Here is an 18,873-nt window from a genome sequence, read left to right as displayed (position 1 = left end):
AAACTGCCGGCCAAACAGTGAGACAAGGGGTGACACGTGACAGCGCAAGACAAACCGACAGTTCTGATCACCGGTGCCGCGGGCCGCATCGGCCGCGCCCTCAGCGAGAAACTTTCCGCCAGCTACACCGTGCTTGGCGTCGACCTGCCGGAGAATGCCGAAGACGGGCGTATCTTCGGCCTCGACATCACCGATGAGTCCTCGGTTGCCCATGCGCTCGATCAGGTGCGCGAGGCCAGCGGCGGCACGCTGGCGGCGGTGATCCACCTCGCCGCCTATTTCGACTTTTCCGGCCGCGAGAGCCCGATGTACGACAAGGTCAACGTCGAGGGCACGCGCAACCTTCTCAAGGGGCTCGAAGGTCTGGATGTGGCGCATTTCATCTATGCCGGCACCATGCTGGTGCACCGGCCCGGCCACCCCGGCGAGCGCATCAACGAGGACACGCCGCTGGCACCGGGCTGGGCCTATCCGAAATCCAAGGCCGAAACCGAAGATGTGATCCGCGAACTCGCGCCCAGGACCAACCCGGAGATGTCGGTGCTGCTTTTGCACATGGCCGGGCTTTATGATGACAAGACGGCGGTGCCGACGCTCAGCCAGCAAATCGCGCGGATCTATGAACGGGATCTGAAATCGCATGTCTATTCCGGCGATCTGCAAGCCGGGCAGGCGTTTATCCACCTCGAGGACATGCTGGAGCTCTTTGCCAGCGCGATCGACCGGCGCGACCGGATCGAGGGCCTCGAAGTTGTGCTGGCGGGCGAGCCGGATGCGATGAGCTATGCCAAGCTGCAAGAGGAACTCGGCCAGCTGATCCACGGCGAGGAGGATTGGCAGACCCTGCGCGTCCCGGCGCCGGTGGCCCGGGTGGCCGCCCGGGCCGAGGTGGCGGCGGAAGAGCCGATCCCCGATGCCCTCGACGAAGGCGAGAAGCCTTTCATCCGGCCTTTCATGATCGAGCTGTCGTCGGATCACTACGCGCTCGACATCTCCAAGGCCAAGGAGCTGCTGGACTGGGAGCCGAAACACCGCATCCGCGACGGGCTGCGCCATATCGTGGCCGCGCTCCAGGACGATCCGATGGGCTGGTACAAGGCCAATGGCATCACGCCGCCGGTCTGGCTGCGCTCGGCCGAAGAGGCCAATGCCGAGGCCGAAGACCTGCGCGCCACACATGAACGCGAATACCGTGCCCGCCACCACGACAGCCTTTGGGCGCATTGGGCGAATTTCGGCCTGGGGCTGTGGCTGCTGACCTCGCCGCCGCTGCTGGGCTACGGCGAAAGCTGGCTGGCCTGGAGCGACGTGCTGGCCGGGCTGGCGCTGAGCCTTTGCGCGCTGCTGTCGATGTCGTGGCAATTGCCGCACGCGCGGTTTGCCGCCGCGGCCGTAGGCTGCTGGATCATGTTTGCGCCGCTGATCTTCTGGGCCGAAAACGGGGCGGCCTATGTCAATGCAACGCTCACCGGCATGCTGGCGGTGGGCTTTGCGCTTGGCCTGCCGCCCGCGCCCGGCGTCTCGCCTGCCGCCGCCCAGACCGGGCCGGTGATCCCCAAGGGCTGGGATTATTCGCCCTCGGACTGGTTTCAGCGGCTGCCGGTGATCCTGCTGGCCGTCGTCGGCCTGCTGATCTCGCGCTACCTGACGGCCTATCAGCTCGAAAGCATTGATGGCGTCTGGGAGCCGTTCTTTGACGGAACCCTGCCCGACAAGAACGGCACCGAGCAGATCATCACCTCGGAGGTCTCCGAGGCCTGGCCGGTGCCCGACGCCGGCCTCGGCGCGCTGACCTATGCGCTCGAGATCCTCGTCGGCGTGATCGGCTCGGCGAGGCGCTGGCGTACCATGCCCTGGCTGACGGTGCTGTTCGGCGTGATGATCGTGCCGCTGGGCGCGGTATCGATCTTCTTTATCGTGATCCAGCCGATCGTGATCGGCACCTATTCGACGCTGGCGCTGATCGCGGCCGCCGCGATGCTGCTGCAAATCCCCTATGCCATCGACGAGATCGTCGCCACGGTGCAATTCCTGATCCGCCGCCACCGCGCCGGGCGGCCCTGGTTGCTGGTGTTCTTTACCGGCGACACCGACGAAGGCACCGGCGAGATCGACCGGCAGGCTTTCGAGCGCAAGCCCGGCGTGATCCTGCGCGACATGCTGAGCGGCGGTATCACCCTGCCGTGGTCGCTGCTGGCCTCGATTGGCGTGGCGCTCTGGCTGATGCTGTCGCCGCTCTACCTGACCTGGGACAGCCCGGTCGCCGCCGCCGTGCACATTTGCGGCGCGCTGGCGCTCACCGTGTCGGTGACCTCGCTGGCCTCGGTAGTGCGGATGGCGCGCTTTCTGAACGTGATCATCGGTGTGGTGCTGATCTTTGCACCGCTGGTCACCGGCGGATCGGTACTGGCCTATCTGACCTGCTTTGCCGCCGGGCTGCTGCTGATCGGGCTGACCGTGCCGCGCGGGCCGGTTGGCGGGCACTATGGCGCGATGAACGCCTGGATCAGGTAACGACCCGGCGCAACGCGCCAGAGAGCGCGAGCGCCTCACCCCCCGCATAGCGGCTGTCAAAGCCCATCCGCGCCAGCGCCTCTTGCTCGCGCGGGTGCGGCGGCAGGCGCAGCGCGTCCCGCAGCAGCCGCGCCTTGCCGCGCAGCGTCGGCGCGTGGCGCGACAGCTCTTCCAGCGCCGGCAAGAGCAGCCGCTCGATCTCGTCGAAATCGCTGCCGAAGGGAAAATCGGGCAGTTCGGCGCGATGCGGGGCGAGCCAAGTCTCTACGGCCTCGGGCCAATTGTTGCGCGCGCTCTGCGGCAGGGTGAACCCCTTGGGCAACTTGCCCGCCTTCTGCGCCCGGTCGATCAATTCGTCCTGAAAGGCGCTGTCGGCGATGGCGATCAGCGCGGCAATGGTTTCGGCATCCGACCTGCCACGCAGATCGGCGATGCCGTATTCCGTCACCACCACATCGCGCATATGGCGCGGCACGGTGGTGGTGGCGACCGACCAGCGGATGTTGCTGTGACGCTTGCCTTCGGACCAGCGCGTCGCCGGCAGGGTGATGATCGACCGCGCATCGTGCAGCGCAAAGGCCTGTTCGACAAAGTTGAACTGGCCGCCGACGCCGCTCACCACCTGGCCGTTTTCCACCGTGTCGGACATCACGTCGCCCATCACCGAGACCTGCATCGCCCCGTTGACAAAGCGCGCCTTGACCCGTGCGGTGCGCTTCTCGGCCTCGTTGCCGTAAAGCGCGTTGGTGAAACTCACCGGCGTCATGGCAATGCGGGCACGTTCCTCGCGCGGCATCTCGCGCAGGCGGCGATAGAAATCGCGGGTATCGACAAAGAAGCCGGCGGCAATCGCATGGCCGTCGACTTCGCGCCGGACGACGCCCGCCTCGAACAACGCCAGCAACCCGCCGACCAGCATCTCGGTCACGCCGTGCAGGCCCTCTTCGAACGGGCCGCCGGGCGCAGGCAGATTGAAGGGCGCGGCGCGCTGGATTGGCGGCGCCGCGCCACTGTGGCGCAGAAGCAGCGCATGGGCCACCGCATCGCCGATCGCGCCGATGCCGATCTGCAAGGTGCCGCCATCGGCGATCAGCCGCGACACATGCAGGCCGATGGCATGGGCGGCCGCATCGACCGGGCGTTTGACCGCCGAGAACAGCTCGTAAGGTTCGGGCACGAGGGTGAGGTGAAAGGCCTCCGGCGTCAGCACCGCGCCGGGCCCCTGCATGAAGGGCAGATCGGGGTGCACCTCGCCCACGGCGACGAAATCGAGCTTGCCCTCGGCGCGCATGGCAAAGAGATCGGCGGAAATATCGGTATTGCCCGACAGGCTGAAAGCACCGTCCTGTTCCGATACGAGCTGGGCCAGTACATTGGGCTCTTGCGCGATCAGCACGTCGCGGGCATGGGTGTAATTGGCCGAAATATAGGCCTGCTGCATCGGCGCCACGCCGAGCCAGCGGCCGGCCAGCAGAAAGAATTCGTTCACCGTGATATTGTCGGGCAGCGCATCGCGGCGCAGCAGCTCGGCATAAAGCAGCGCCGGATAGGCGCCAAACAGCCGGTCCTTTGCCGGCCCCAGAAACCGCGCCTTCATCCCCGAACCGGGATCGGGCGGCTCCAGTGTCAGCGCGGTGAAGATGGCCAGCCGGATCGACGGGTCGTCACAGGCCAGCTTGACCAGCGCGTTGACCAGCCGCACCGGCTTGCCCAGCCCCAGAGGCAGCGCCAGCCGGATCTCGCCGCCGGTCCTGGCGACGATCTCGCGGGCGGCGGCCTCGGCGTCGTGCAATCGCTGCATCACATCTCACGCCAGCCCCGGTCGGGGGCAAACCGCGGCCCGTGACGCTCGGCCAGGGTGTCGAGACGGTCGGCGATCTCGGTGTGGCCGCGGGTGCGGGCATAGTGCATCGGCCCGCCGCGGAACGGCGCAAATCCGGTGGCAAAGATCATCGCCCCATCCACCTCGTCGGCGCTGCGGGCCACCCCCTTTCGCAGGCAGGCGACGCAGGCATCGAGCATCGGCAGGATCAGCCGGTCGGTCAGATCCTCGGGCGGGGCGTCCTCGGCCTGCGGATGCGGCGTGCCATCGGACCAGTCGTAAAAGCCCTTGCCCGCCTTCTTGCCGGTCTCGCCCGCCTCGACCTTGTCGCGCAGGCGCTGGCTGATCGGCGGCATCGGCTTGTCGAGGGTCTCGGACAGGCTTGTCGCCACATGCAGCCCGATGTCCAACCCGACCTGATCGGCCAGTGCCACCGGCCCCATCGGCATGCCGAAATCGAGCGCGGCGCGGTCGATCACCTCCTTGTCGATGCCTTCGTCCATCAGCACCATCGCCTCCATCAGATAAGGCGTCAGCGCGCGATTGACGAGAAAGCCGGGGGCATCGGCGACCCGCACCGGCAACCGGTCGATGGCACCGCAGAACGCCGCCAGACGGCGCAGCACGGCGTCATCGGTGGCCTCAAGGCGGACCACCTCGACCAGTTGCATCCTGGACACCGGGTTGAAGAAATGCAGCCCGGCAAAGCGCGTCGGATCGGCGACACCGTCCTTGAGCGTCTCGAGCCGCAGGCTCGAGGTGTTGCTGGCAAGGATGGCCCCGTCTTTCAGCTTTTTGCCGACGTCGCGATAGATCCCGGCTTTCAGATCGGCATCCTCCGGCGCGGCCTCGATCACCAGGTCGGCCCGGGCCAGACCGTAGCCGCGCGGATCCGGCATCAGCCGGTCGAGCGCGTCGCGCGTCTCGCCGCTGCTCAGGTGCTTGTCGCGGCAGGTCTGGGCGGCGGCCTTCACGGCCTGGCCCAGCGGCGCGAGCTTGACGTCGCCAAGGGTCACCTGCTTGCCCTGAATGGCGGCCCAGGCGGCGATTTCCGCGCCCATGGCGCCGGCGCCGATCACATGCACATGGGAAATGCCGTCAGCGCCCCGCGTCTCGGCCTTGAGCCGTTGCCGCAGGAAGAACACCCGCCGCAGGTTGCGCGAGGTCTCGCTGTCGAGCAGATCGGCGAAGCTCTCGATCTCGGCCTTTTGCATCCGGTCACGGTCGTCGCCGTATTTCTCCCAGATGTCGATCAGCGCATAGGGCGCTGGATAATGCGCCCGTGGCGCCTTTTTCTCGGTTTCGCTGCGCATCCGGCCGGCGGCATAGCTGCGCGCCGCTTCGATGCGGAAGGCGCGGGATTTCAGACCCGGCTCGGGGCGGTCGTTCTCACCCTCGGCGATGGCCGCGACGGCGGCGGCGGCATGGCGCTCTTCGGTCACGGCGTCGACGATGCCAAGCCGCTCGGCCTTGGCGGTATGCGCGCTCTTGCCGGTGAGCATCAGCGTCATCGCCTCGGTCGGGTCGATCAGCCGGGTCAGGCGGAAACTGCCGCCCAGCCCGGGATGCAGGCCGAGGTTGACCTCGGGAAAGCCGAATTTCGCGCCGTCGATGGCAATCCGGTGGTCACAGGCGAGCGCGATCTCGAACCCCGCGCCCAGCGCCGCGCCGTGGACGATTGCGATGGTCGGACAGTCCAGCGCCTTCAGCCGGTCAAGCACGGCATGGCCCTGTTGCAGGAGCGCCGCCGCGCCCTGATCGCGCATGTCGTTGAAACTGTCGATATCCGCGCCGGCGGCAAAACCCGCCGGCTTGGCCGAGCGGATCACCAGTGCCCGCGGCGTGCCGATCTGATCCAGCGCGGCATCGAGCCCGGTCAGCACCTGCTCCGAGACGGTGTTGACCGAACTGCCCTCGCAATCGAGCACCAGCCAGTGGATGCCGTCGGCCTCGCCATGCCGCCAGGGGTGCCCGGAGGCATCGGCAGCGGGGCCAAGCTCGCAATGGGTTTCGCCGAGAAAGGAAAGCACAGGTCCGGTCATCACACAGCCTCCAGCAACATGGCGCCGCCCAGACCGCCGCCGATGCATTCGGTGGCGATGCCGGATGTGTCGCCGCGCCGTTTCATGGCATTGGCAAGGTGCAGCACGATCCGGTTGCCGCTGGTGCCCACGGGATGGCCCAGCGAGATCGCGCCGCCATCGATATTCAGATCGTCGCGGTCGGGCGCGCCGAAGGCGCCGTCGAGCCCGAGCACCTCGCGGCAGAACTCCGCATCCTTCCACGCCGCGAGGCAGGACAGCACCTGCGCCGCAAAGGCTTCGTTCAGCTCCCAGAGGTCGATATCTTGAGCGCCGAGGTCGTGCCGCCGCGCCAGCGCGGTCGAACAGAGCACCGGCCCAAGCCCCATCGCCGAGGGGTCGAGCGCCGCCCATTCGCTGTCGACGATGCGGGCCAGCGGTGTCAGCCCATGTCTCTCGACCGCCTCTTCCGAGGCGACGATGACCCAGGAGGCGCCATCGGTGATCTGGCTGGAATTGCCCGCCGTGACCTTGCCATACGGCCGTTCGAAGGCCGGGCCGGGCTTGGCCAGCCCCTCCATGTCGCTGTCGGGCCGCACGCCGTCATCATGTTCATGCGCCACGCCGTCGCGGGTAAAGGCGGGCATGACCTCGTCCTCGAGCCAGCCTTCGCGCTGCGCCCGGGCCAGCCGGTGGTGGCTTTCCATCGCATAGGCGTCGGCGGTCTGGCGGGTGATGCCGAAACGATGCGCCAGCACCTCCGCGGTCTGACCCATGTTGAGATCGGTGATCGGGTCGGTCAGCCCGCGTTCCAGCCCGACCACGGGCTTGAAGAATTCGGGGCGCAGACCGGTCATCGCCTTGGCCTGCTCGATGGGCCCCTTGGCCTGCGACATCTGGCCGAACCATTCCACCGCGCTCTGCCGCAGAACCAGCGGCGCATGGCTCAGCGCCTCGGTTCCGCCGGCGAGGATCATGTCATGTTTGCCCTCGCGGATGTAGCGAAAGGCGGTATCGATCGATTGCATGCCCGAGCCGCAATTGATCTGCACGGTAAAGGCCACCATCGCGTCGCCCAACCCCAGCCGGAGGGCGGCAACGCGGGCCGGGTTCATCTCGTCGGCGATGACATTGACACAGCCGAGGATGACGAGATCAAAGCTCTTGCGGTCAAATGGCTGGCGCGCCAGCAGCGGCCGGCCGGCCTGCACCGCGAGATCGACCGGGGTGAAGGGGCCGGGCTTGCCGCGGGCCTTGAGGAAGGGCGTGCGGGCGCCATCGACGAGATAGACAGGTCGGGTCATTGTGCGGCCATCCTTTCGCTGTCGCTGGCCTCCAGCCCGGGGTAATAGCTGGCGAGGTCCTTGGGCGAGAAATCGTCAACGGCGATTGTCTGAGACACCTTGTCCTCCATATCTGAAATGCGTGTGCGGTCGGCTTCGGAAATGATCCCGGCATCAAGCGCGCTGTCGGGGCTGTGGCCGCTTTCGCGCAGGCGCTTCATCAGCGGCGCAGCGTCGATCACGGCGGCAAAGGCGGCGTTGAGCGCGCCGACGCCATTGCGATCGCAACCGCCATGCAGCCGCCCGGTGATACGGTCACGGGCCGCCGAGGGTTCGAGCAGGAGATTGGCGACGCGCACCGTCAGCCGGTCGTCGGGGCCGCGTGCGCTGCCGCCGGGAAGGGTGAGCGCACGGCCAAGCCAGCCGGCCCAGCGGGCGGGCAGATTGGCCAGCACCTCGTCAAGCGCCCGACGCATGCCGGCAAAGCTGCGCGCGGCGGCATATTCCAGCACCGGCAGATCGGCCTTCTGCTGCCCCTCGTCCTGCCAGCGTTTGAGCGCCCCGGAGAGCAGGTACATTTCCGACAGGATGTCGCCCATCCGGGCCGAGATCATCTCGCGCCGCTTGAGTTCGCCGCCCAGGGTCAGAAAGCAGAGATCGGCCACCAGCGCATAAGACGCCGCCCAGCGCGACAGCTGGCGATAGATCGGCGTCGCGGCCCCGGCCTTGCGCGGGGCCGAGGCCAGCCTTCCGCCGCTCCAGGCGCGCGACAGGCTGCGGCCGACAGTCTTCAGCGCATGGCCGACATGCGACCAGAACGCCTTGTCGAAGGCTTCGAGGCTCTCGTCCTCGTCTTCTATCTGCAAGGCCTGCATCTCATCCAGCAGATGCGGATGCGCCCGGATCGCGCCCTGGCCAAAGATGATCAGCGAGCGGGTGACGATATTGGCGCCTTCGACGGTGATGCCGATCGGCACCGCGCGATAGAGCGGCAGCAGGTAATTCGTCGGCCCGTCGATCACCGCCTTGCCGGAATGCACGTCCATCGCATCGTTCACCGCCTCGCGCATGCGGAAGGTCGCATGCGCCTTCATGATCGCCGAGATCACCGAAAGCGCCCTGCCCTCGTCCAGCCCGGCGCAGGTCAGTCGCCGTGCGCCATCCATCAGGTAGGCGTCGGCGGCAAGCTGCGCCAGTCGCGCCTGGATGCCGCCGAATTTGCCGATCGGCAGGTTGAACTGCTCGCGGACACGGGCATAGGCACCGGTGGTATGGGCGGAAAAACCGATCGCGGCACAGCCCATCGAGGGCAACGAAATGCCCCGTCCCGCGGCCAGCGCCGACATCAGCATCATCCAGCCGCGGCCGGCATATTCCTGGCCGCCGATGATGTGATCGAGCGGGACGAAGACGTCCTTGCCGGTGGTCGGCCCGTTGAGGAACATGGTCGAGGACGGAATATGGCGCCGCCCGGTCTCGACCCCGGGCAGATCGGCGGGCACCAGCGCGCAGGTGATGCCGACCTCTTCCATGCCGCCCAGATGCCCCTGGGGATCACGCAGCTTGAAGGCCAGCCCGAGAACGGTGCACTTCGGCGACAGGGTGATATAGCGCTTGGACCAGTTGAGCCGGATGCCCAGCACCTCTTCACCCTGCCACATGCCTTTCTCGACAATGCCCTCGTCGCGCATGGCGGAGGCGTCGGAACCGGCCTCGGCGCTGGTCAGGCCAAAGGCGGGCAGCTCGCGACCGTCGGCGAGGCGCGGCAGCCAGTGATCCTTCTGCGCCTCGGTGCCGAACATGTGCAACAGCTCGCCGGGGCCCAGCGAATTGGGCACCATGACGGTGACGGCCGCGGCAACCGAGCGGGTGGCGATATAGCGGACCACCTCGGAATGGGCGTAGGCGGAAAAGCCGAGGCCGCCGTGTTTCTTCTCGATGATCATGCCAAAGAATTTCTGCTTGCGCAGGAACTCCCAGACCTCCGGCGGCAGATCGGCGTCGCGCTGGTTGATGTCCCAGTCGTCGATCATCGCGCAAAGCTCTTCGCAGGGCCCCTCGAGAAAGGCGCGCTCTTCGTCGCTGAGCCTGGGCTCAGCCACCGCATGCAGCTTGTCGTAATCGGGATTGCCCGAGAACAGCTCGGCTTCCCACCAGACCTCACCGGCATTGAGCGCCTCCGCCTCGGTCTCTGACATCTGCGGCAGAGCCGTCCTGGCCCGGCGGTGGATGGGGCGGGTGATCCTGGTCTTGCGAAAATCTGACATGCGCGACTGTCCCTCCTTGCCTGGGACAACCGTTCAGGTGGACGAAGGTTCCTGCCTCAGAGGCCCCGGACGGCGTCGTCTTCGCGGGTGTTGGGCTGGTCCTGCCCGGTTTCCTTGCAGAGCGTCCGCAGGGCCGACTTCAAACCTTCCTCGAGTGTCGGATGGTAATAGGGCATGTTCAGCAAGTCGGTCGCCGTCAGCCCGCGGCCGATTGCCAAGGCGAAGATATGCGCCAGATGGCCGGCGTCGGGCGCGCAGAGGCTGGCGCCGGTGAGCTTGCCGTCCGCATGCCGGGCATAGAGCCGGCAGAGCCCGCCGAGCCGATGTTCGACCCGCGCCTTGCCCTGGTCGTCATAGGGCGCGGAGGCGCCGACAAAGCTGGCATCGTCGGGGTCGGGAATGGTGCCGACCTCGGCCGCCTCGGGACGGGTGAAGGTCAGGGCAAAGGGCACCATGCGGGAAAATTCCGCAACGTCGGGGCAGCTTGCGGCGTTTCGGCCGGCGATATGGCCCTCATGCGCGGCCTCGTGCAGCAGCGGCCGGTCGCTGTTGGCATCGCCGGCGATGAAGATCGACGACGTGCCGCAGCGCAGGGTCTGGCGGTCGAACTCCGGCGCGCCGTGATCGTCGAGCGCGATCCCGGCGTTCCCGAGATCGAGCCCGTCGAAATTGGGGGGACGCCCCACCGCCAGAAGCAGCTTCTCGAAGGTGCGGCTCTGGCCATCCCATGTCAGCCGGACACCATCGTCGGCCGGCGCGACCTCGGCTTCGGTGTTCAGATGCAGCGGCAGCTCTTCGGCCAGCAACTCGCGCAGGGTCTCGCCGACCTGGCTGTCCTGCATCCCGGCCAAGGTGTCGCCGATGTCGAATACCGCGACCTCGACCCCGAGGCGGCCCAGCGCCTGCGCCAGTTCGACGCCGATCGGCCCTGCGCCGAGCACCGCAACCGACCGTGGCAGGTCTTCGAGGTCGAAGATCGTCTCGTTGGTGAGGATGTTGTCCGACACCGCGCGGAAAGGCTCGGGGAGCGCGGGCGTAGCGCCAGTGGCGATCACCACGGATTTGGCCGCCAAGCTGCGGCCATCGTCGAGCAAGAGCCGGTCGGGTCCGTCGAACCGCGCCCGCGCCGTGATCCTGACCGCCTCCGGCAAGTCGGAAATGCTGTCCTTCACGCCTTGGACAAACCGCGCGCGCACCTTGTTCAGCCGGCGCATCACGGCGCGGCCGTCCACCTCGGGATTGGCCGCGATGCCGAAGGCCCCGGCGTCGCGCACCGCATGGGCCGCGTCGCCGGCCGCGATCAGCAGTTTCGACGGCATGCAGCCGGTCGCGGCGCAGGTCGTGCCCCTGAACTCCGGGTCGATCAGCAAAGTGCTGGCGCCCAACTTGCTGGCGCTGCGCTGCGCGGCCAGCCCGGCGGTGCCAGCGCCGATGATTGCCACGTCACATTGCAGATCCGTCATGCTGCCTCACTCTCTCAGCGGCCGGGCCGGCGCGGCCGGGGCCCTGGTCACGGGCGCGCCGATCTGGGGCCGGCGATCAGCCAGATGATAAAGCCCAGAAGCGGCAGGATCAGGATCAGCAGCACCCAGAGCACCTTCTTGCCGGTCGAGGCCGTCGAACCGACAACCGAAACGATGGCCCAGACATCCAGCACAAGCAGGATGAACCCGCCAATTCCGGTGATCTCTGTCATGATGCGTCCCTTCCCGTGAATTCACTTGTCGGACGAACGCAGCGATCCGCCGACAGGTTCCCTTCACGGGAAGAGATTTCGCGGCTCAGTTGTCATCGTCGTCGTCGCCTTCCTTGGGCCAGGCCAGCGGAAAGGTGACATGCAGCTCGAAGCGGTTGTCCTCTTCGACGGTCTCGAGCTTGCCGTTGAGCTGGATCACGAAGGTCTCGATCAGCTTCGAGCCGAGGCCGGTGCCCTCGGGCCGGGACGGCTCGCCTTCGGGCTTGAGCCGCGAATTCACCACGCTCAGACCGATGACGCCGGGGCTGGCCTCCTGCAAGGCGATGTTGATCCAGGCGCCGTCGGTGTCCTTGTCGACATCGCAATGCTTGACCGCGTTGATCGCCGCCTCGGCCACCATCAGCGACAGCGGCACCGATTGATCGGGGGTGATTTCAACCGGGTCGAGCTTGGTCGAGACCGCAATGCTGTGGCCGGCCTCTTCGAGCGAACCCAGCGCGACCTGCTGTTCGATGATGTCCTCGAGCAGCTTGTCGGCCCGCACCATCGACAGCTTGCGCGCCATGTAGAGATAGCGGTGGATCGCCGAAAGCGCCATCACCCGGTCCTGCACCCGGCGCAGCAGGTGCTTGGCGCCGGGGTTGGTCGTAGCGCGGATCTGCATGTTCATCATCGAGGCGATGAGCTGGAGGTTGTTCTTGACCCGGTGGTGCACCTCGCGCAGCAGCACGGTCTTTTCCTCGAGATCCTCTTGCCGGCGGCGGTCCTGCTCGCCCAGCCGTTCGGTCATCGCGCGGAAAGCTTCGGCGACGTATTCCACTTCGAGCGGCGGGTTGTCGAGCCGGGCATTGGCAAAATCGGTCTGCCCCTGGGCATAGAGCCGCATCCACGACCGCAGCCGGCGGATGTGCCGGATCACCAGACGGTGGACGCCGACATAGGCCACCGCGATGGCGATCACCCAGATGAAGATCGGAAAATAGAGCGCCAAGGTCTCGGCGTAGCTGGTCACCAGCAGGCCCCGGTGGCGCGGCGCCCAGCTGCCCATCACAAAGACCTCATCCTCGACGATCGGCGCGACCGCGAAGTCGCGCAAAGCCCCGGCGCGGTTGTAGCCGCGAAAAGTGTGCCGGCCGCGCATCGCCATGGTGTCGAGCGCCCGGTCGCTGGGCAGCACGCTGCGCCGGTCGTCGGTGAAGTTTTCGGTCGCCAGCACATCGCCGCCGGGCTGAAACAGCACCAGCTCGACGTCAGGCGCGGCGCGTTTGAGCGCGGCGTTGAGATCGACCAGCGGCACCGACACCCAGGCCACACCGCGAAAGACGCCGGCTTCCATCACCGGCACGGTCACGTTGAGCGTCGCGCGCCCGGCCAGGAACCCGAACGACCGCACGAAAAGCCCCGGCTCGGGGCGCAGGATCTCGTCCTCGAGCGCGTCGAGACCGGTGACATCGAGACTGTTGTCCGAATTGCACACGAGGCCAAGCTCGCTGTCGACATAGCCGGCGAAGACGAAATCGCGGTTCTGCGCCACGACCCGCGCCAGCACCGCATCGCAGGTTTCCTGGGTGTCGCGCACCGCCGGGATGGTGATGCTGAGGGTCTCGGCTGTGCTGGCGGCGGCGCTGATCACGTTGCGCGCCACGGCGACGGCCTGCTGGGTCTCTTCCAGAAGCGCCGAGCCGGACAGGCTCTGGCGCTCTTCGATGAGCTTGTAGGTCTGATACACCGAGATCAACCCGAGCGGCAGGATTGCCAGGCTCAGAACAAACGCGAGCTGAAGCGCCAGTCCCGGCCTGTGCAAACGGCGCCGGGTCGCCGAGGTGGTTTCGCTCATGCAGCCGGTTTCCCGGTCACGACGGCCAGAGTGGCCGCATCGGTAATCTCGAAATCTTCCTCATCGTCGAGTTCCATCAGCTCGGCCAGCCGCTTGCGGGCGCGGTTTGTCCGGCTTTTGATGGTGCCGACGGCACAGCCGCACATTTCGGCGGCGTCTTCGTAGGAAAAGCCCTCGGCGCCCACCAACACCAGCACCTCGCGCTGTTCATCGCTGAGCTTGGCAAAGGCGGCGCGGAAATCCGCCATCGCAAGATGACCGTCATGGGCGGGCTTTTCCGATAGCTTTCCGGCCATGATGCCATCGGGATCCTCGACCTCGCGCTTGCGCTTGCGATACAGCGAGTAATAGGTGTTGCGCAGGATGGTAAACAGCCAGGCACGCAGGTTGGTGCCGGTCTTGAACTTGTCAAAATTCGACCAGGCCTTGACCACGGCATCCTGCACCAGATCGTCCGCCGCCGCGCTGTTGCGCGTCAGACTCATGGCAAAGGCCCGCATGGCAGGCAGATGCTCTACGAGCTCGTCTCTCGGGTCTTTCGGTTGGGTCACGCGTCATCCTTGGGCTGCTGCGAGCCGGTTTTCGCCTCTTCCTGCTGGCGCAGTTTTTCAAGAAGCTGTGAGAAACGATCGGGCAGCGGCTCTTCGGACAGATCGGAATAGACCCGCCGAAGATTTTCATCGATTTGCCGATCAAGCTTGGTTGTCTTACTGTTGTTTGCCATCATGCCCTTCAGGTTAATCAACGCCGCGTGGATGCTTCTTCGCACCTAGGCTGGAACTTAACACCGAGTTATGCGTTTTTGTTCCCAGCTCATCAAATTTTTCGAGGACCACATGACTGAAAGCCACACACAGACTGATGTGACCGGACAGATCGCGACCGAGTTGCCCTACCTGCGCCGCTATGCACGGGCGCTGACCGGCAATCAGCAGACGGGCGATCATTATGCCGCTGCGACACTCGAGGCGCTTCTGACTGATGACAGCGTTCTGAGCGACACGCAACACCCCAAGGTGGCTTTGTTCAGGGCCTTTCATGGCATCTGGGCCTCCTCCGGCTCTCCGGTGGAAGAGCTGGACGAAGAAAGCTCGCCCGAGGCGCGCGCCCAGTGGCGGCTGTCAGGGCTGACGGCCAACACCCGCGAGGCGCTGCTGCTGAATTCGATCGAGGGATTCACCATCCCCGAAATCTCCGCCATCCTTGACGTGCCGGAACAGGAAGCCGGCGATCTGGTGGTCATCGCGCGCAGGGAAATGTCGGGCGCGATCCGCGGCCGCATCCTGGTGATCGAGGATGAGGCGATCATCGCGATGGATATCTCGGCCATCGTCGAAAGCATGGGCCATGTGGTGACCGGCAATGCCCGCACCCGTGACGAAGCCGTCGCCCTGGCGCATCGTGACCGGCCCGACATGGTGCTGGCCGATATTCAGCTGGCCGACAATTCCTCGGGGATCGATGCCGTCAATCACATCCTGTCAGAGCTGGGCGAGGTGCCGGTGGTCTTCATCACCGCCTTCCCCGAGCGACTTCTGACGGGCGAACGGCCAGAACCCGCCTTCCTTATTGCCAAGCCCTATACCGAGGAGCAGGTGCAATCGGCCGTCAGCCAGGCGATGTTCTTCTCCAGTACCCAGACGTTGAAAGCATAATACCTCGCACTTCAAAGGCGCCCCGATTTCCATCGGGACGCCTTTTTCACATCTTGCATCTCGTTGATCTTCTGGCCGTCACGTCTCAGGGTGCGCGCCCCCGCATGATGCGCAGCACGACCGCCACGAGAAAGAGAACGAGGAAAACAAAAAACAGTATCTGCGCAATCCCGGCCGAGGCCGATGCGATGCCGCCAAACCCCAGCAGACCGGCAACAAGCGCCACGATCAGGAAGATGAGTGCCCAATACAACATGGACGCCTCCTTTCATCACTCTTTACCAAGTGGATAATCAACCACCAAACCAGTCGGTAGGTTCCGGGACATTCCGCACAGTTAAGTGACTGTGGGCAGATTGAAATGTGCTCTTGGGGATGAACGCCGCGCGCGGCCAAGCGGCATCATCTCCCCGGCAAGGCCGGGAAGGTCGGGGCGTTCTTGACCGGATAAGGCCTGTCAGGGCCGGCCGCTTTAGCTTCGGGCGGCCTCTTTTTCCCGCAATTGGTCCAGAAGCTGGGCCATGCGGTCGGGCAATTTGCCCTCAGAGGGTTGGCGATAGATCCGCTTGAGATTGCTGTCGATCTGGTTCTGCACCCAATCCTCTGTGTTGTTGTCATTCTCAGGCATATTCGGACGTCCGGGTCATTGTTCCTATTCTGGTTCGGGGGCTTAACCATCGGTGGTGCCCTGCGGTTCCATCGCGGATAGACACAGGTCCGGGCGCTGCCCCGATGCGGCTTTCCTGCCACAGCGGGAACAATGCCACAGACATCCGGTTGGCGAGGCAGGAGGTACCTGTCCTTGACATCACAACAGCCCAGAACGCTCGGCGAATTGGCCGACAGCATTTCCTCGGTCAGCGATCGCGACAAGGTGTCGGTGGATGAAATCGTCGATGCGGTGGGCCATCGCAGCCTTGTGCCCCTGCTGCTCGTGCCCGCCCTGCTCTGCGCGACGCCGCTGTCGGGTATTCCGGGCGTTTCGATGGTCGCCGGCGTGGCGATTGCGATCATTTCCTTTCAGCTTCTCATGAGCGTCGAGGAGGTCTGGCTGCCACGTCGGCTGTTGCGCCAGACAGTTGACGGCAAATCCCTGGACAAGGCCCTGCGGTCGGCGCGGCCGGTGATTTCCTGGATCGACCGGCACAGCCACAACCGACTGTCGGTGCTGTTTCACCGGCCGTTGATTTACCTGCCCGTGATACTGAGCCTGCTGTCCGGCATGATGATGCCCTTCCTCGAGTTCATTCCGTTTTCCTCCTCTGTCGCCGCCATCGGGGTGAGCTTTCTCGCACTGTCACTGCTGACCCGCGACGGCCTGTTTTTTCTGCTTGCCCTGCTGCCTTATGCCGGGTTGGGCTGGCTGATCGGTGGCCGGCTGCTCTGAGCGTGCTCTGGCCGAAGCCGGGCAGACATTCCTGCCCCGGACCTCGATGCCGCAACCTGCGGCGCCCCGAGGGCAAGTGCCTGGACAAAATCAATAAAAACTGGAGCCGTTGTGCGTGGGTCTCGGCATTTTTCCGCCGAAATTTCCGGCAAGATTTAGGCGCCTGCGGGAACCCGGAGGCTGGACGCACGTTGTCTCAACAGGCGCGCATGAGCGCTATTTGTGGGTTAACAAGGAGACCTAGACATGAAACGGCTTTTGATTTCCACTGCGCTTGTTGCAGCGACCAGCGGCGCGGTCATGGCGCAGGATGCTGACGGCATGTTCCGTACCGAAGCAGACCCGAACGCAATCCATGCCTCCGACTTCATCGGCATGCGCGTGTATCGCGCAGAGACCGACACCGACGCGGTCGACGGCCTTCAGGATGATTGGGACGACATCGGCGAAATCCACGACATCGTGCTGACCCGCGATGGCCAGATCGACTCCGTGCTCGTCGACATCGGCGGTTTTCTTGGCATTGGCGAAAACCGTGTCGCCGTCGACATGGGGTCCGTCCGCTTCGTCTCGGATGATGCCACGGCCGAGGACGAAACCGACTTCTTCCTGGTGCTGAACGCCCCGGTCGCCGCGCTTGAAGAGGCGCCGGCCTATACGGGCGGAATGGGCGATGCCATGATGGACGCGGATACCGCCATGGAAGAGACCGGCGCCGCGGTCGAAGGCGCGATGGAAGAGACTGGCGCCGCAGTTGAAGGCGCGATGGAGGAGACCGGCGAAGCCATGGAAGGTGCCATGGACGCAGTCGAGACCGAAGTTGACGGCGCGATGGACGCCGCCGAGGGCGAACAGCCCGCGACGGTCGCCACCGAAACCGACGCCGAGGTGACCACCGACCTCCAAGATGGCGCCGAGCCGGTTGATCCCGCCGGCGGACCTCTGAGCTATGGTGCGGGGCTGATCGAGCGCGAAGGCTATGCCACGGCACCGCTGGAAGAGCTGACCTCCGAGAACCTGACCGGGGCGCCGGCCTATGACAGCACCGACGATCACATCGGCGAAGTTTCGGAAATCATCCTGTCCGACAGCGGCGAAGTGAGCTCGGTGATCGTTGATGTTGGCGGCTTCCTCGGCATTGGCGAAAAGCCGGTGCAGCTGGAACTGTCGCAGATCGACATCCTGCGTACCGAAGGCGGCGGTGACATCCGCGTCTATATCTCGATGACCGAGGAAGAGCTCAAGGCAATGCCCGACTACGAAGGTTGAGCAAACCGTTCACCCGGTTCGGAAAAGCCCGCCCCACGGCGGGCTTTTTCTATTGCGGCAGGGCCGCCGGGGGCATCTTAGCCGACATCGGAAACAAAACCGCCGGGGTGTGGCACACCCCGGCGGCTTCGCATCGCGCATAGCAAAGGCTGTCAGGCGTCGCGCGCCTTCGGTTCGGTTCCGCCGGCCAGTTCGTCGGCCTTGACCGCGCCACGCATACCAAGCGGCATGCCGGGGCCGGTGGTGCTGTCGGGCCGGACCTGGGCCTCGGCCTCGGCATTGACCTCGGCGCCGACCAGCAGGACATAGGCCGAGATCCACAGCCACATCAGCAGCACGATCACCCCGGCGAGGGCTCCAAAGCTTTCGTTGTAGCTGCCGAAGTTCTCGACATAGACCGAAAAGCCGAACGACGCCGCAATCCAGGTGACGCAGGCCAGCACCGCGCCGGGCCAGAGCCAGATCCATTGCGCCGGCGCCCGATCGGGCGCGGTGCGATAGACAACAAGAATGCCGCCGATCGTCATTGCCAGCAGGATCACCCAGCGGGTCAGGCCGATCAGCATCTCGGTCAGTGGCCCCAGCGCCAGAATGGAAAGAATGCCGGGCAGGACGAGCGCCGCGCCCAAGCCCGCGATCAGCCCGACCAGAAGCCCCAGCGTCAGCGCCAGCTTGATCAGCGTGAGGCTGACGATGCCCCGGGTCTCGGGCTGGTTGTAGGCCACGTTCATGCCTTCGATCAGGCTCGCCACGCCTTTCGACGCGGAATAGAGCGCGACGCCGATCCCGAACAGCGCGGCAAGACCGAGGCCGCCTTCCTGGCTTCCGGCCACCTCGATGGCCTGGCCGAGCACGATCTCGGCCACGGTTTCCGGCATAAAGGCCGTCACGGTCTCGAGTTCGCCGGTGAATTGCTGCGGATCGAAGAGCAGGCCGGAAATCGCCATCAGAGCGGTGATCGCAGGAAACAGCGCCAGCAGACCGTAAAAGGCCACGCCGGCCGCGATCAGGCCGACGTGGTCCTCGTTCATCTTGCGCCAAGCGCGCAGAAAGATCATTTTCCAGCCGCGCAACGGAATGTCGCGCGGCCGGGTGGCATGGCGGCCGGGAATATCCGACATC

The 18,873-nt window shown here is 65.5% G+C and carries 16 protein-coding genes; 4 read left to right on the top strand and 12 right to left on the bottom strand.

Going from position 1 to position 18,873, the window contains the following annotated elements; translation table 11 throughout:
• Nucleotides 1-36 precede the first annotated feature (36 nt).
• A complete protein-coding gene (locus tag AC0J5K_RS01450) occupies nucleotides 37-2,514 on the top strand; it encodes a vitamin K epoxide reductase family protein (protein ID WP_274565855.1) in 2,478 nt (825 codons plus the stop codon).
• Here the strand turns inward: AC0J5K_RS01450 and AC0J5K_RS01445 are convergent.
• The 9 genes from AC0J5K_RS01445 to AC0J5K_RS01405 form a co-directional block, all read right to left on the bottom strand.
• Nucleotides 2,507-4,315 (bottom strand): acetyl-CoA hydrolase/transferase C-terminal domain-containing protein, encoded by a 1,809-nt coding sequence (locus AC0J5K_RS01445; RefSeq protein ID WP_274565856.1) that lies wholly within the window; start codon nucleotides 4,313-4,315, stop codon nucleotides 2,507-2,509. The genes AC0J5K_RS01450 and AC0J5K_RS01445 overlap by 8 nt on opposite strands.
• Nucleotides 4,315-6,378: a 3-hydroxyacyl-CoA dehydrogenase NAD-binding domain-containing protein gene (locus AC0J5K_RS01440; RefSeq protein ID WP_274565857.1), complete on the bottom strand. Its 2,064-nt coding sequence runs from the start codon at nucleotides 6,376-6,378 to the stop codon at nucleotides 4,315-4,317. Before AC0J5K_RS01440 ends, AC0J5K_RS01445 begins: the two co-directional genes overlap by 1 nt.
• The gene (locus AC0J5K_RS01435) at nucleotides 6,378-7,661 is read right to left on the bottom strand and encodes an acetyl-CoA C-acetyltransferase (protein ID WP_274565858.1); all 1,284 of its coding nucleotides are present in this window, start codon (nucleotides 7,659-7,661) and stop codon (nucleotides 6,378-6,380) included. Before AC0J5K_RS01435 ends, AC0J5K_RS01440 begins: the two co-directional genes overlap by 1 nt.
• On the bottom strand, nucleotides 7,658-9,907 hold the full coding sequence (locus AC0J5K_RS01430) for an acyl-CoA dehydrogenase (protein WP_274565859.1): 2,250 nt from the start codon (nucleotides 9,905-9,907) through the stop codon (nucleotides 7,658-7,660). The genes AC0J5K_RS01435 and AC0J5K_RS01430 overlap by 4 nt, the downstream gene beginning before the upstream one ends.
• Before the next feature lie 56 nt (nucleotides 9,908-9,963).
• Entirely contained in the window at nucleotides 9,964-11,370 is a 1,407-nt protein-coding gene (locus AC0J5K_RS01425; protein ID WP_274565860.1) for a dihydrolipoyl dehydrogenase, read from the bottom strand.
• Between the two features lie 47 nt (nucleotides 11,371-11,417).
• Nucleotides 11,418-11,603, bottom strand: coding sequence for a PLDc N-terminal domain-containing protein (locus AC0J5K_RS01420; RefSeq protein ID WP_048529312.1), 186 nt, complete (start codon nucleotides 11,601-11,603; stop codon nucleotides 11,418-11,420).
• An 85-nt stretch (nucleotides 11,604-11,688) separates the two neighbouring features.
• Nucleotides 11,689-13,440, bottom strand: a complete 1,752-nt coding sequence (locus AC0J5K_RS01415; RefSeq protein WP_274565861.1) for a sensor histidine kinase — start codon at nucleotides 13,438-13,440, stop codon at nucleotides 11,689-11,691.
• Nucleotides 13,437-13,940: an RNA polymerase sigma factor gene (locus tag AC0J5K_RS01410; protein ID WP_048529308.1), complete on the bottom strand. Its 504-nt coding sequence runs from the start codon at nucleotides 13,938-13,940 to the stop codon at nucleotides 13,437-13,439. The genes AC0J5K_RS01415 and AC0J5K_RS01410 overlap by 4 nt, the downstream gene beginning before the upstream one ends.
• 47 nt (nucleotides 13,941-13,987) lie before the next feature.
• Nucleotides 13,988-14,209 carry a NepR family anti-sigma factor gene (locus AC0J5K_RS01405; RefSeq protein ID WP_244526496.1) on the bottom strand — a complete coding sequence of 74 codons (222 nt, stop codon included), beginning with the start codon at nucleotides 14,207-14,209 and terminating at the stop codon, nucleotides 13,988-13,990.
• A 67-nt stretch (nucleotides 14,210-14,276) separates the two neighbouring features.
• Between AC0J5K_RS01405 and AC0J5K_RS01400 the strand changes: the two genes are divergently transcribed.
• Nucleotides 14,277-15,095 (top strand): response regulator, encoded by an 819-nt coding sequence (locus AC0J5K_RS01400; protein ID WP_274565862.1) that lies wholly within the window; start codon nucleotides 14,277-14,279, stop codon nucleotides 15,093-15,095.
• 85 nt (nucleotides 15,096-15,180) lie between these two features.
• Here the strand turns inward: AC0J5K_RS01400 and AC0J5K_RS01395 are convergent, their stop codons facing one another.
• Together AC0J5K_RS01395 and AC0J5K_RS01390 are read right to left on the bottom strand one after the other, a co-directional pair.
• Nucleotides 15,181-15,351 carry a DUF1328 domain-containing protein gene (locus tag AC0J5K_RS01395; RefSeq protein WP_048529304.1) on the bottom strand — a complete coding sequence of 57 codons (171 nt, stop codon included), beginning with the start codon at nucleotides 15,349-15,351 and terminating at the stop codon, nucleotides 15,181-15,183.
• Between the two features lie 216 nt (nucleotides 15,352-15,567).
• Nucleotides 15,568-15,723: a NepR family anti-sigma factor gene (locus AC0J5K_RS01390; protein WP_148562802.1), complete on the bottom strand. Its 156-nt coding sequence runs from the start codon at nucleotides 15,721-15,723 to the stop codon at nucleotides 15,568-15,570.
• A gap of 174 nt (nucleotides 15,724-15,897) precedes the next feature.
• On the opposite strand from AC0J5K_RS01390, the gene AC0J5K_RS01385 reads away from it, so the two are divergent.
• The gene (locus AC0J5K_RS01385; protein ID WP_170850545.1) at nucleotides 15,898-16,482 is read left to right on the top strand and encodes an exopolysaccharide biosynthesis protein; all 585 of its coding nucleotides are present in this window, start codon (nucleotides 15,898-15,900) and stop codon (nucleotides 16,480-16,482) included.
• Between the two features lie 246 nt (nucleotides 16,483-16,728).
• Entirely contained in the window at nucleotides 16,729-17,751 is a 1,023-nt protein-coding gene (locus AC0J5K_RS01380; protein ID WP_274565863.1) for a PRC-barrel domain-containing protein, read from the top strand.
• 152 nt (nucleotides 17,752-17,903) lie between these two features.
• On the opposite strand, the gene AC0J5K_RS01375 is transcribed toward AC0J5K_RS01380, so the two are convergent.
• Nucleotides 17,904-18,872 carry a YihY/virulence factor BrkB family protein gene (locus tag AC0J5K_RS01375; protein ID WP_074836892.1) on the bottom strand — a complete coding sequence of 323 codons (969 nt, stop codon included), beginning with the start codon at nucleotides 18,870-18,872 and terminating at the stop codon, nucleotides 17,904-17,906.
• Nucleotide 18,873: the final 1 nt, after the last annotated feature.

This window comes from Marinovum sp. E3 (genome assembly GCF_055755275.1).
Note: the sequence above shows the minus strand (reverse complement) of the source record. Positions and strands in the feature narration are given on the sequence as shown.

Coding starts and splice junctions, on each gene's coding strand:
- AC0J5K_RS01395 (WP_048529304.1), bottom strand. CDS start 15,351: ATGTTGTATTGGGCACTCATCTTCCTGATCGTGGCGCTTGTTGCCGGT.
- AC0J5K_RS01380 (WP_274565863.1), top strand. CDS start 16,729: ATGAAACGGCTTTTGATTTCCACTGCGCTTGTTGCAGCGACCAGCGGC.
- AC0J5K_RS01420 (WP_048529312.1), bottom strand. CDS start 11,603: ATGACAGAGATCACCGGAATTGGCGGGTTCATCCTGCTTGTGCTGGAT.
- AC0J5K_RS01440 (WP_274565857.1), bottom strand. CDS start 6,378: ATGACCGGACCTGTGCTTTCCTTTCTCGGCGAAACCCATTGCGAGCTT.
- AC0J5K_RS01400 (WP_274565862.1), top strand. CDS start 14,277: ATGACTGAAAGCCACACACAGACTGATGTGACCGGACAGATCGCGACC.
- AC0J5K_RS01375 (WP_074836892.1), bottom strand. CDS start 18,872: ATGTCGGATATTCCCGGCCGCCATGCCACCCGGCCGCGCGACATTCCG.
- AC0J5K_RS01415 (WP_274565861.1), bottom strand. CDS start 13,440: ATGAGCGAAACCACCTCGGCGACCCGGCGCCGTTTGCACAGGCCGGGA.
- AC0J5K_RS01425 (WP_274565860.1), bottom strand. CDS start 11,370: ATGACGGATCTGCAATGTGACGTGGCAATCATCGGCGCTGGCACCGCC.
- AC0J5K_RS01445 (WP_274565856.1), bottom strand. CDS start 4,315: ATGCAGCGATTGCACGACGCCGAGGCCGCCGCCCGCGAGATCGTCGCC.
- AC0J5K_RS01390 (WP_148562802.1), bottom strand. CDS start 15,723: ATGCCTGAGAATGACAACAACACAGAGGATTGGGTGCAGAACCAGATC.
- AC0J5K_RS01430 (WP_274565859.1), bottom strand. CDS start 9,907: ATGTCAGATTTTCGCAAGACCAGGATCACCCGCCCCATCCACCGCCGG.
- AC0J5K_RS01410 (WP_048529308.1), bottom strand. CDS start 13,940: ATGCGGGCCTTTGCCATGAGTCTGACGCGCAACAGCGCGGCGGCGGAC.
- AC0J5K_RS01435 (WP_274565858.1), bottom strand. CDS start 7,661: ATGACCCGACCTGTCTATCTCGTCGATGGCGCCCGCACGCCCTTCCTC.